This window comes from Mixta sp., assembly GCF_024610815.1.
GTDB lineage: Bacteria > Pseudomonadota > Gammaproteobacteria > Enterobacterales > Enterobacteriaceae > Mixta > Mixta calida.
On the sequence record NZ_JANION010000082.1, the window covers coordinates 1 to 11,443 of the forward strand.

The 11,443-nt window shown below is 57.5% G+C and carries 11 protein-coding genes, 1 pseudogene and 1 riboswitch; of the genes and pseudogenes, 6 read left to right on the forward strand and 6 right to left on the reverse strand.

Going from position 1 to position 11,443, the window contains the following annotated elements:
* Positions 1 to 415: 415 nt before the first annotated feature.
* Positions 416 to 2,005 carry a bifunctional phosphoribosylaminoimidazolecarboxamide formyltransferase/IMP cyclohydrolase gene (gene purH, locus MYY08_RS05265; protein ID WP_038629808.1) on the forward strand — a complete coding sequence of 530 codons (1,590 nt, stop codon included), beginning with the start codon at positions 416 to 418 and terminating at the stop codon, positions 2,003 to 2,005.
* 18 nt (positions 2,006 to 2,023) lie between these two features.
* Complete coding sequence (gene purD, locus MYY08_RS05270; RefSeq protein ID WP_038629807.1) at positions 2,024 to 3,304, forward strand: phosphoribosylamine--glycine ligase; 1,281 nt, start codon at positions 2,024 to 2,026, stop codon at positions 3,302 to 3,304.
* Positions 3,305 to 3,358: 54 nt separating this feature from the next.
* Here the strand turns inward: purD and MYY08_RS05275 are convergent, their stop codons facing one another.
* From MYY08_RS05275 to nudC, 6 genes are all read right to left on the reverse strand, one after another.
* Entirely contained in the window at positions 3,359 to 4,003 is a 645-nt protein-coding gene (locus MYY08_RS05275) for a DUF1481 domain-containing protein (protein ID WP_038629806.1), read from the reverse strand.
* Between the two features lie 84 nt (positions 4,004 to 4,087).
* Positions 4,088 to 4,360: a nucleoid-associated protein HU-alpha gene (gene hupA / locus MYY08_RS05280; protein ID WP_038629805.1), complete on the reverse strand. Its 273-nt coding sequence runs from the start codon at positions 4,358 to 4,360 to the stop codon at positions 4,088 to 4,090.
* Between the two features lie 188 nt (positions 4,361 to 4,548).
* On the reverse strand, positions 4,549 to 5,139 hold the full coding sequence (locus MYY08_RS05285) for a YjaG family protein (RefSeq protein WP_038629804.1): 591 nt from the start codon (positions 5,137 to 5,139) through the stop codon (positions 4,549 to 4,551).
* Between the two features lie 62 nt (positions 5,140 to 5,201).
* Positions 5,202 to 5,867 (reverse strand): deoxyribonuclease V, encoded by a 666-nt coding sequence (gene nfi / locus MYY08_RS05290; RefSeq protein WP_038629803.1) that lies wholly within the window; start codon positions 5,865 to 5,867, stop codon positions 5,202 to 5,204.
* A 2-nt stretch (positions 5,868 to 5,869) separates the two neighbouring features.
* The gene (gene hemE, locus MYY08_RS05295) at positions 5,870 to 6,937 is read right to left on the reverse strand and encodes a uroporphyrinogen decarboxylase (protein ID WP_190296910.1); all 1,068 of its coding nucleotides are present in this window, start codon (positions 6,935 to 6,937) and stop codon (positions 5,870 to 5,872) included.
* A gap of 104 nt (positions 6,938 to 7,041) precedes the next feature.
* Positions 7,042 to 7,821 carry an NAD(+) diphosphatase gene (nudC, locus tag MYY08_RS05300; protein ID WP_038629802.1) on the reverse strand — a complete coding sequence of 260 codons (780 nt, stop codon included), beginning with the start codon at positions 7,819 to 7,821 and terminating at the stop codon, positions 7,042 to 7,044.
* Between the two features lie 140 nt (positions 7,822 to 7,961).
* Between nudC and MYY08_RS05305 the strand changes: the two genes are divergently transcribed.
* From MYY08_RS05305 to MYY08_RS05320, 4 genes and pseudogenes are all read left to right on the forward strand, one after another.
* Entirely contained in the window at positions 7,962 to 8,468 is a 507-nt protein-coding gene (locus tag MYY08_RS05305) for an Rsd/AlgQ family anti-sigma factor (protein ID WP_038629801.1), read from the forward strand.
* A gap of 129 nt (positions 8,469 to 8,597) precedes the next feature.
* Positions 8,598 to 8,697: riboswitch (TPP riboswitch) on the forward strand.
* An 84-nt stretch (positions 8,698 to 8,781) separates the two neighbouring features.
* Positions 8,782 to 10,704 (forward strand): phosphomethylpyrimidine synthase ThiC, encoded by a 1,923-nt coding sequence (gene thiC, locus MYY08_RS05310; RefSeq protein ID WP_038629800.1) that lies wholly within the window; start codon positions 8,782 to 8,784, stop codon positions 10,702 to 10,704.
* Entirely contained in the window at positions 10,701 to 11,342 is a 642-nt protein-coding gene (gene thiE / locus MYY08_RS05315) for a thiamine phosphate synthase (protein WP_038629799.1), read from the forward strand. The genes thiC and thiE overlap by 4 nt, the downstream gene beginning before the upstream one ends.
* A pseudogene (locus tag MYY08_RS05320) lies at positions 11,335 to 11,443 on the forward strand (molybdopterin-synthase adenylyltransferase MoeB); the annotation flags it as partial. The gene thiE and the pseudogene MYY08_RS05320, both read left to right, overlap by 8 nt.

The window sequence follows — 11,443 nt, forward strand, 5'->3', positions numbered from 1 at the left end:
GGTGGCGTATATTACGCTTTCCTCTTTCAGAGTCAACCCCTTTTTCAGAAGTTTTTCTCCGGCGATTCAGGCTTCGCTGAACCGCTCAACACCGCGTGGCGTAAGCCGTTGTGCCGTGTCGATGGAGGCGCATTATAGGGAGTTCTCGCGGCGCTGCAACCGCTAAATCGCGATAAATTGACTGTTTGCTGCAATCCTCAGCAAAAGCGGGGTTTATACCCAGTTATCCACAGAATTACCCACATACCGCTCCCATTTTAATTTAGTCGAGCATCGCGCAAACGTTTTCGCTACAATGCCAGCCGACGTTAATGCGCGCCCCTGATGGGGCGTTACCTGAAGTTTATCGCCGTACAGGCTTAAACTTGATGTAACGCTCTTTACTTGCGAACCAAAGCCAAGGGATAAAACCACCATGCAACAACGTCGTCCTGTACGCCGCGCTCTGCTCAGCGTGTCTGATAAAGCCGGTATCGTCGAATTCGCTCAGGCTCTTTCCAGCCGGGGCGTCGAGCTGCTCTCTACTGGCGGCACCGCTCGCCTGCTGGCTGATGCCGGCCTGCCGGTAACAGAGGTCTCTGACTATACCGGTTTCCCGGAAATGATGGATGGACGCGTTAAAACTCTGCATCCGAAAGTTCATGGCGGCATTCTGGGCCGTCGCGGTCAGGATGATGCGATCATGAATGAGCATCAGATCTCCCCTATCGATATGGTCGTCGTTAACCTTTATCCCTTTGCCCAGACTGTCGCGCGCGAAGGCTGCTCGCTGGAAGACGCCGTAGAGAATATCGATATCGGCGGACCGACCATGGTGCGCTCCGCGGCCAAGAACCATAAAGATGTCGCGATCGTTGTAAAGAGTAGCGACTACCAGGCGATCGTGGCCGAGCTGGACGCCAACGAAAATTCTTTGACGCTGGAAACCCGCTTCGACCTGGCGATCAAGGCGTTTGAACATACCGCCGCTTACGACAGCATGATCGCTAACTACTTCGGCAGCCTGGTGCCCGCCTATCACGGCGAGACCAATGCCCCGTCCGGGCGCTTCCCGCGTACGCTGAACCTGAACTTTATTAAAAAGCAGGATATGCGCTACGGCGAGAACAGCCATCAGCAGGCCGCTTTCTATATAGAAGAAGAGATTAAAGAAGCTTCCGTCGCCACCGCACAGCAGCTGCAGGGCAAAGCGCTCTCCTACAACAACATCGCCGATACCGACGCCGCGCTGGAGTGCGTGAAGGAATTCAATGAGCCTGCCTGCGTGATCGTTAAGCATGCCAATCCCTGCGGCGTCGCCGTAGGCGATTCGTTGCTGGACGCCTACGAGCGCGCTTATAAAACCGATCCAACCTCTGCATTCGGCGGCATTATCGCCTTTAACCGCGAACTGGACGAAGCCACTGCGCAGGCGATTATTAGCCGCCAGTTCGTTGAGGTGATCATCGCGCCTTCCGCCAGTGAAGCGGCGTTGAAAGTGACGGCGGCGAAGCAGAATGTGCGCGTCCTGACCTGCGGCGCCTGGCAGCAGCGCGTGGCGGGGCTGGACTTTAAACGCGTTAATGGCGGCCTGCTGGTGCAGGATCGCGATTTGGGCATGGTGGAAAGCCACCAGCTGCGCGTGGTCAGCAAGCGTCAACCGACCGAGCAGGAACTGCGTGACGCCCTCTTCTGCTGGAAGGTGGCGAAGTTTGTGAAATCCAACGCTATCGTTTACGCCCGCGACAATATGACTATCGGCATCGGCGCCGGTCAGATGAGCCGCGTTTACTCCGCAAAAATCGCTGGCATTAAAGCGGGCGACGAAGGACTGGAAGTAAAAGGCTCCGCGATGGCGTCTGATGCGTTCTTCCCGTTCCGCGACGGCATTGACGCCGCAGCGGCCGTTGGCGTGAGCTGCGTGATTCAGCCGGGCGGCTCTATCCGCGACGATGAGGTAATTGCCGCCGCCGATGAACACGGCATCGCAATGATCTTTACCGATATGCGTCACTTCCGCCATTAATCGCTTTGGGAGAAACAGATGAATATTTTAATTATTGGTAACGGCGGGCGCGAACATGCGCTGGCGTGGAAAGCGGCCCAGTCTCCGCTGGCGGAACGCGTATTCGTCGCCCCAGGCAACGCAGGCACCGCGCTGGAGCCAGCGCTGCAAAATATCGACATCGCCGCGACTGATATTCCGGCACTGCTCGATTTCGCGCAGAAAGAAAATATCGGCCTGACCATCGTCGGCCCCGAAGCGCCGCTGGTCAAAGGCGTCGTGGATGCGTTCCGCAAAGCGGGCCTGAAAATCTTCGGTCCGACTAAGGCCGCCGCGCAGCTGGAAGGCTCTAAGGCGTTCACCAAAGATTTCCTGGCGCGACATAAAATCCCGACGGCTGAATATCAAAACTTTACCGACGTCGAGCTGGCGCTGCAGTATGTGCATGCCAAAGGCGCGCCGATCGTCATTAAAGCAGACGGCCTGGCGGCGGGCAAAGGCGTTATCGTCGCCATGACGCTGGAGGAAGCGGAAGCGGCGGTGCGCGATATGCTGGCAGGCAATGCGTTTGGCGACGCCGGACACCGCATCGTCGTGGAAGAGTTCCTGGACGGCGAAGAGGCGAGTTTTATCGTCATGGTGGACGGCGAGCATGTGCTGCCGATGGCCACCAGCCAGGATCATAAGCGCGTGGGCGACGGCGACACCGGCCCGAATACCGGCGGTATGGGCGCCTACTCGCCAGCGCCGGTCGTGACGGCAGAGATCCACCAGCGCGTGATGGACGAGGTAATTTGGCCGACGGTGCGCGGCATGGCGGCCGAAGGCAACGTCTATACCGGCTTCCTGTACGCCGGACTGATGATTGGTCAGGACGGCCAGCCGAAAGTCATTGAATTCAACTGCCGCTTCGGCGACCCGGAAACGCAACCGATCATGATGCGCCTGCAGTCGGATCTGGTTGAGATGTGTCTGGCGGCCTGCGAAGGCAAGCTGGATAATGCGGAGTCGCGCTGGGACGATCGCCCGGCGTTGGGCGTGGTGCTGGCCGCCGGCGGCTATCCGGGCGACTATCGCATCGGCGACGCGATTCACGGTCTGCCGCTCGAAGCGCTGCCGGACGGCAAAGTATTCCATGCCGGAACGAAGCTTGAAGATGATTTAGTACTCACCCATGGCGGTCGCGTACTGTGCGTAACGGCGCTGGGGAAAGATATCGCTGAAGCGCAGCGTCGCGCCTATGAGCTGGCGTCGCCCATTTCATGGGAAGGCAGTTTCTGCCGCCGCGATATCGGCTATCGCGCCATCAACCGTAAGTAATCAATTGCGGTCCTGCCCTGCTGGCGGGGCCGCCTCTTTCTCTGTGCCGTCCGTTTAAAAATCCGCTTCCTGCGGCTCCCACTGACAATCATCTTCCGTTGATACCTGTATCAGCTGCGTCCCCGCTGGCGCTTCCAGCCACGCAACGCTCAGCTTCACATCCGCCTGATGCGGCCAGAACCGAATGCGCTGCCATTCGCTCTCATCCAGCGCTGGCTTTACCGTCTCGCCCTGACAGGTTCGCACGCTATCGTCGCCCTGCCAGCGCCCCTGCTTCAGCAGCACGCGTCCGGCCAGTAGCGCATCGCTGATTTTCAGCATCCGCTGGGCGTCGAATTTATACAGTTCTACCGTTTGTTCGCTTACCGCTTCGCGCCGGTCGGCCAACTGACGCTGCATAAAGCTCAGCCCGCCGTCGCGGTCGAAACGCAGCGTTACGTCATCCGGCTTAGCGCCGCTGAGATGACGTTCAATGCTGACCAGGTTTTCATCCTGCCAGCTGTAGCGCGTAAACACCGACGCGCCCTCCTGGAACGGCGTAAACACCGTCAGCATATGCACGCTGTGATCTTCGGTCTTACGCCAGATGCGCACCGCGCCGCGATCGGCCAGATAGCCGCTGGCGGTAAAAGCGGGCAACGTCGGCTGCGAGCTGCATCCTGCCAGCAGCAACGTCAGAAGTGCCAATAGCCGCTTCATGATGCTCCGTTATGATAACGACGACACAAAAACAAAAGGGCGACAATAATTGCCGCCCTCGTTAAACCTTTCACTGCAACGCGATTACTTAACGGCGTCTTTCAGTGCTTTACCAGAAACGAATGCCGGTACGTTTGCAGCAGCAATTTTGATTTCTTTGCCAGTCTGCGGGTTGCGGCCAGTGCGCTCAGCACGGTGGTTAACTTTAAAAGTACCAAAACCAACCAGTTGTACAGCATCACCATCTTTCAGAGACTCGGTAATTGCAGCCAGGGTGGATTCCAGCGCAGCTTTAGCCTGGGACTTGGAGAGATCCGCTTTCTCTGCAATTACATCAATCAGTTGAGTCTTGTTCATAAGTTATCCTTACAGTGTATTTATCGCTTGCTAAGCATCGAGTGCGAGGGAATTGCCAGATTCTGACACTCTTCAGCCTGCACGCACCGATAGCCACATTTTTCAGCCCCCCAAATGTAGACCAGACAGGGGGCGGATGTGAAGCCTTTAGGCGCGACAATTCAGGCGTGAAGTCACGTTTTATCGCCTTATTGCTCTATTTTTATACCGATGTTGCTTGTCGCGGCTTCCCGCAGGTCAGAACGTAATCCTTTTATCAATTCCAGGTCCCGTTCTTCACAGGCCGCCAGCAGGCGAAAAATCTCCCACTGGAGGTCCCATTCTTCTTCTATCGCCGGCAGTTCGCCCAACTCCTCGTCGGTCATTTCCCGACCAGCCTGAGTCATTTCCAGCATTGCTACGGTGGTGATGGACGCCTTGCTGACTTCGATAGCATGCTCCAGCGTTTCCCCGCTCAGACGCGAATGCAACAGCTCGCTTAAAGCGACGCAGGCGTCGATCGCCGGATAAACGCCATAGACGTCGAAATCGTCTGCCAGCGGGATCGCCTCTTCCAGCTTTTCCAGCTGGGAGTCGAAGTTGATTTTCGCGTCTTTGACCGTCAGGGATTCCCAAATCAGATCGAGAATGCGGCGGTAGCGCTGCGCATCGGCGAAGCCGGTCTGTTGGCAAAACGCCCAGTAGTTGGGATAGAGGCGTTCGCACAGACAGGCCATAAAGGTCACATGCTGCCAGCTTTCCAGCTTTTCGAGGCGCAGGTGGATAGGGTTACGTAACATGATAAGGTCTCTTCAGCATCATTCTGGCGGCAGTGTAACGCAAAAGGACCCTTGCGGCACGGCTAACCCTTCTGCCAGCGCAGAAAGGCGCTGCGCTCTGAGGCGACGGCGTCCGCCCAGCGCGTCGGTTCCGGCAAACGGTAGCCCGCCATGCACTTTTGCACCCACTCTAAGGCGGTATCGATGCTGACGCGATGGCCGGTAGAGACGAACAGCGGATTACAGCGTTTTTTGCTCCGCCAGACCCAGCCGATCTTTTCACCTTTGTCCATCAGCGGCTGCTGCGAACCCGGCTCGTCGTCCAGCGGCTCGAAACGGCCGCACAGACGGCGCTTCGCCACGCCGATGGTCGGCACATCCACCAGCATGCCGAAGTGGCTGGCGACGCCGAGCCGACGCGGATGCGAAATGCCGTGGCCGTCGACGAAAAGCAGGTCAGGTTTTTGCTCCAGCATCTCCCAGGCCGCCAGCAGCGCCGGATATTCGCGGAAGGAGAGGAAGCCGGGGATATAAGGCATGATGGTGGCGATGCGCGCCACCTTATATTCGATAAGCTTCAGCGAAGGATATTCCAGAATGACCATGGCGGCGCGCGTCACCTCGCCGTCCTGCTCGAATCCTACGTCCGCGCCGCCAATCAGGCGCGGCGGCATCACATCGAAATCATCATGGCGCACCACTTCCGCGGCGCGCTGCAACTGTTCGGCTCGTAATGCCTGTATATCCATGTCTACTCCTTGTGATAAGGACATGACAGCCGATGCACCGCCTCCACAAACGCGCCTGCGTGCTCAGGCGGCACATCCTGATGGATGCCATGTCCTAAATTAAATACGTGTCCGTTACCCTGGCCGAAACCTGCCAGAATAGTCGCCACTTCCTGCTCGATACGCGCAGGCGATGCATAAAGCATAGACGGATCCATATTGCCCTGCAGCGCGACTTTATCGCCCACGCGACGGCGCGCATCGGCAATATCAGTGGTCCAGTCCAGGCCCAGCGCATCGCAGCCGGTCGCCGCCATCGCTTCCAGCCACTGACCGCCGCCTTTGGTAAACAGCGTAACCGGCACGCGGCGCCCGTCATGTTCGCGGATCAGGCCGTCAACGATCTTATGCATATACTGTAACGAGAAGTCTTGATAATCGCGTCCGGTCAGCACGCCGCCCCAGGTGTCGAATATCATGACCGACTGCGCGCCAGCGCGAATTTGCGCGTTGAGATAGAGGGTGACGCTGTCGGCCAGCTTATCCAGCATCGCGTGCAGGGTTTCCGGCTCGGCGTACATCATTTTTTTGATTTTGGTGAAAGCCTTGCTGCTGCCGCCTTCAACCATATAGGTACCGAGCGTCCACGGGCTGCCGGAGAAGCCGATCAGCGGCACTGCGCCCTGTAAGTTTTTGCGGATGGTGCGCACCGCGTTCATCACGTAGCCCAGCTCCTGCTCAGGATCGGGAATCGGCAGCTTGTCGACGTCGGCACGGCAGGTAATCGGCGAGGCGAAGCGCGGGCCTTCGCCCGCCTCGAACCACAGCCCCAGCCCCATCGCATCGGGAATAGTCAAAATATCAGAGAAGAGAATCGCCGCATCCAGAGGATAGCGACGCAGCGGCTGCAGCGTGACTTCGCAGGCCAGCTCGGCGTTTTTGCACAGCGACATAAAATCGCCTGCCTGCGCGCGCGTGGCTTTATATTCCGGCAAATAGCGTCCAGCCTGACGCATCATCCATACCGGCGTCACATCTACCGGCTGGCGTAACAGGGCACGCAGGTAACGATCGTTCTTCAATTCGCTCATCATAAGGCTCTCTCAAATACAGGCGCCTAGTGTAGCAGTTATTGCCGCCGGTTAAGCAAGTTTGCCGCCTCAGGCGCATCTATCCAGCCCTGCAAACGTCGCCGTTACGGTTGCTCATCCGCCGCGCGACAGAGCGCCACGGTATCCTCTATCAGACGACGCGCTACGGTGCCAGCGGGCGGAAGTTGCGGCAGGGCGTCGTAGCGAAACCAGTTGGCGTCGATCAGCTCTTTATTGTCGATTTGCAGCTCTCCCTCATCATATTCCGCCATAAAGGCCATCATCAGCGAATGAGGAAAAGGCCAGGGCTGCGAGGTTACATAGCGCAGGTTTTTTACCCGCACGTTGCTCTCCTCCATCACTTCGCGCGCCACCGCTTGCTCCAACGTTTCGCCAACTTCGACAAATCCCGCCAGCACGGTATAGATGCTGTTGCGATGCCGGGCATGCTGGGCCAGCAGAATTTTATCGTCGCGGCGGATAGCAACGATGATGCACGGGGCGATTTGCGGGTAATAGCGCTGACGGCAATGGCCGCACAGGCAGGCGTTTTCGCTATTGCTCAGATGCATTTCATGGCCGCAGTAGCCGCAGTAGCGGTGCGAGCGAATAAATTCCGCCAGCTGGACGCCGCGTCCGGCCAGCTGAAACAGTCCGCTGTCCAGATCGATGATTTGTCGAATCGATCCCATATTTTCGCTGCGATTTTCGCGGATCAACCAGACCGGCTCGCCGTGCCATTCGCCGATTATGGCGCCGCGCGACCCCGCCAGATCCCATGTTTCTGCCGTACCGAACGGTAATTCACCATTCGGCAACCAAATTTTCTGTTCGTGGCTGACAACCCACCAGCCAGCGTCTACGCTTGTAATCACACGTTCCATAGAAAAGTTATCCTTTGCTTCAGCACGCCTTTTGTGACTGGGGCCGTAAATATTCTTAAAACTGGAACAGATACGGGACACAGCCTCTGTACTGATGTTAAGTATAAGTAGCGGTAAGACTATAACCCACGGAGACAAACATGCTTAACCAGTTAGACGTTCTGACCGAGCGCGTAGGTGGCAGTAATGAACTGGTAGATTTTTGGCTAAATGCGCGCAGGCAACTGTTGGTTGCTTATTATCAGGTAGTAGGCATCAAGCCGAATAAGGAATCACTCACTGCGCTTGATGAGAAAGCTCTTGATGATTTTTGTCAGAACCTGGTGGACTATCTTTCTACCGGACATTTTAGCGTCTATGAACGTATCATCGAAGAGATGACTGGCGACAGCCCGTTGCTGGCGGCGGCACAAATTTACCCCGGCCTGCAGGCTAATACCGAAACCATCATGCAACTGTATGATACTCATCTTGAAGCGGCTATCGATCACGATAACTGTCTGGAATTCCAGCAGGCCCTTTCGGAAGTCGGTGAAGCGCTGGAAGCGCGCTTTACGCTGGAAGATAAGCTGATCCAGCTGGCGTTCGACCATAATCTCGCCGCTCTGGCGGCTGCAAACGATCAGGCAATGGCACGTCCGGCCTGATGGTTATCAGTTTGTTATAAACCCTTGTAGTTTCTTAAACGCCCCTTTATGCTGAAGGGGCTTTTTTATGACCTCGCCACGGCGTTAAGCGTGACGGGTCCAGGCTGTCAGCTCTGCTGATGCCTGATTTTCATCTTGTCGGAGTGCCTTTTAGGCTGAGACCGTTTATTCGGGATCCGCGGAACCTGATCAGGTTAGTACCTGCGAAGGGAACAAGAGTACAGATCTTTTCACGCCGTCAGTCCGTACTGGCCGCGTGTCGTTACTCCTTCCGAGCTCCGGACAAGCAACGTTCCTTTTTCTGGAGATTGCTATGTCTGCTAAACCCAACCGTCGTGAACAGCGCGCTCAGGCGCAACAGTTTATTTCCTCATTGCAGGGTACCGCTTTTCCCAACTCTAAACGTATCTGGATTGCGGGTAGTCGTCCCGATATTCGCGTGCCGATGCGCGAGATCCAGCTCAGCCCTACCCTGATCGGCGGCGATAAAAACGATCCGATTTATGAAGCCAATGAACCGGTGCCTGTTTACGATACCGCCGGCCCGTATGGCGATCCCGAGGCGAAAATCGATGTTCATCAGGGCCTGCCGCGTCTGCGCAGCGCCTGGATCGAACAGCGCGGCGACAGCGAACTGACGCAGCTCAGCTCCAGTTACAGCCAACAACGCCTGAAGGATGAAGGGCTCGATCATCTGCGCTTCGATAATCTGCCGCGCCCGCGCCGCGCGATGGCGGGACGTCGGGTTACGCAGCTTCACTATGCGCGTCAGGGGATCGTGACGCCGGAGATGGAGTTCATCGCCCTGCGGGAAAATATGGGTCGCGAGCGCATTCGTAGCGAAGTACTGCGCCAGCAGCACCCTGGCCACAGCTTCGGCGCGCACCTGCCGGAAAACATTACGCCGGAGTTTGTACGCCAGGAGGTGGCAGCCGGCCGCGCGATTATCCCCGCCAACATTAATCATCCAGAAGCGGAGCCGATGATTATCGGCCGCAATTTCCTGGTGAAGGTCAACGCCAATATCGGCAACTCGGCCGTCAGCTCCTCTATCGAAGAAGAGGTCGAAAAGCTGGTCTGGGCGACCCGTTGGGGCGCCGATACGGTGATGGACCTCTCCACCGGCCGCTATATTCATGAAACGCGCGAATGGATCCTGCGCAACAGTCCGGTGCCGATCGGTACCGTGCCGATCTATCAGGCGCTGGAAAAAGTGAACGGCGTTGCTGAAAACCTCACCTGGGAGCTGTTCCGCGATACGCTGCTGGAGCAGGCGGAACAGGGCGTGGACTACTTCACGATTCACGCCGGCGTTCTGCTGCGCTATGTGCCGATGACGGCGAAACGTCTGACTGGCATCGTCTCGCGCGGCGGCTCGATCATGGCGAAATGGTGTCTGTCCCATCATCAGGAAAGTTTCCTGTATCAGCATTTCCGTGAAATCTGTGAAATTTGCGCCGCCTATGACGTCTCTCTGTCACTGGGCGACGGACTGCGTCCCGGCTCTATTCAGGACGCCAATGACGAAGCGCAGTTCGCCGAGCTGCATACGCTGGGCGAACTGACCAAAATCGCCTGGGAATATGACGTACAGGTCATGATTGAAGGCCCCGGCCACGTGCCGATGCAGATGATCCGCCGCAATATGACCGAACAGCTGGAGCACTGCCACGAAGCGCCGTTCTATACGCTCGGCCCGCTGACCACCGATATCGCGCCCGGCTACGATCATTTCACCTCCGGCATCGGCGCGGCGATGATTGGCTGGTTCGGCTGCGCGATGCTCTGCTACGTCACGCCAAAAGAGCATCTCGGCCTGCCGAATAAAGAAGATGTCCGCCAGGGACTGATCACCTACAAAATCGCGGCGCACGCGGCAGATCTGGCCAAGGGACACCCTGGCGCGCAGATCCGCGATAACGCCATGTCGAAAGCGCGCTTTGAATTCCGCTGGGAGGATCAGTTCAATCTGGCGCTCGATCCGCATACCGCGCGCGCCTATCACGATGAAACGCTGCCGCAGGAGTCGGGGAAAGTGGCGCACTTTTGCTCAATGTGCGGTCCGAAGTTCTGCTCAATGAAAATTACGCAGGAGGTGCGCGACTATGCCGCCAAACAGGAAGCGCAGGCGCAACCTGTTGAAGTCGGCATGGCGCAAATGTCACAGGCATTTCGTCAGCGCGGCGGCGAGCTTTATCATCCTGCGGACGCCCTGACGCCGGAGGGAAAAGCATGAGTCAGCCTTTTCCATCTTGCCCCGCCAGGCTTGGGCTTTATGCGGTGGTCGACAGCGTGGAATGGATAGAGCGTCTGCTAACCGCGGGGGTGCGCACTCTACAGCTGCGCATTAAGGATCGTCCGGCAGAGGAAGTAGAACCCGCTATCCAGCAGGCGATTGCGCTGGGCCATGCTTACCAGGCGCGTCTGTTTATCAATGACTACTGGCAGTTGGCGATTAAGCATCACGCTTACGGTGTGCACCTGGGCCAGGAAGATCTGGACGTCGCCGATCTGGAGGCGATTCGCCACGCCGGGCTGCGTCTCGGCCTTTCAACGCACGACGATCGGGAAATTGACCGGGCGCTCGCCTTTCAGCCCTCTTATATCGCGCTGGGCCATATCTTTCCTACGCAAACCAAAGCGATGCCTTCTGCGCCGCAGGGACTGGAGCAGCTAACGCGCCACGTTGCGCGACTGGGCACAATGCCGACCGTCGCCATCGGCGGCATCAGCATTGAACGCGCTCCGGCGGTGCTGGCCTGCGGCGTGGGCAGCATCGCGGTGGTCAGCGCCATTACTCAGGCCGACGACTGGCGCGCCGCTACCGAGACGCTGCTGGCGTTAGCTGGCGCAGGAGAAGATGACGATGCTTAACGATCAGGATTTTCTGCGCTACAGCCGTCAGCTGCTGCTGGAGGAGTTCGGCGTGGAAGGTCAGCAGAAGCTGCATCAGGCCAGCGTGCTGATTGTCGGAC

Bases quoted from the DNA above. Each gene is read 5' to 3' on its own strand.
- purH (WP_038629808.1), top strand. From the start codon at position 416: ATGCAACAACGTCGTCCTGTACGCCGCGCTCTGCTCAGCGTGTCTGAT.
- purD (WP_038629807.1), top strand. From the start codon at position 2,024: ATGAATATTTTAATTATTGGTAACGGCGGGCGCGAACATGCGCTGGCG.
- MYY08_RS05275 (WP_038629806.1), bottom strand. From the start codon at position 4,003: ATGAAGCGGCTATTGGCACTTCTGACGTTGCTGCTGGCAGGATGCAGC.
- hupA (WP_038629805.1), bottom strand. From the start codon at position 4,360: ATGAACAAGACTCAACTGATTGATGTAATTGCAGAGAAAGCGGATCTC.
- MYY08_RS05285 (WP_038629804.1), bottom strand. From the start codon at position 5,139: ATGTTACGTAACCCTATCCACCTGCGCCTCGAAAAGCTGGAAAGCTGG.
- nfi (WP_038629803.1), bottom strand. From the start codon at position 5,867: ATGGATATACAGGCATTACGAGCCGAACAGTTGCAGCGCGCCGCGGAA.
- hemE (WP_190296910.1), bottom strand. From the start codon at position 6,937: ATGAGCGAATTGAAGAACGATCGTTACCTGCGTGCCCTGTTACGCCAG.
- nudC (WP_038629802.1), bottom strand. From the start codon at position 7,821: ATGGAACGTGTGATTACAAGCGTAGACGCTGGCTGGTGGGTTGTCAGC.
- MYY08_RS05305 (WP_038629801.1), top strand. From the start codon at position 7,962: ATGCTTAACCAGTTAGACGTTCTGACCGAGCGCGTAGGTGGCAGTAAT.
- thiC (WP_038629800.1), top strand. From the start codon at position 8,782: ATGTCTGCTAAACCCAACCGTCGTGAACAGCGCGCTCAGGCGCAACAG.
- thiE (WP_038629799.1), top strand. From the start codon at position 10,701: ATGAGTCAGCCTTTTCCATCTTGCCCCGCCAGGCTTGGGCTTTATGCG.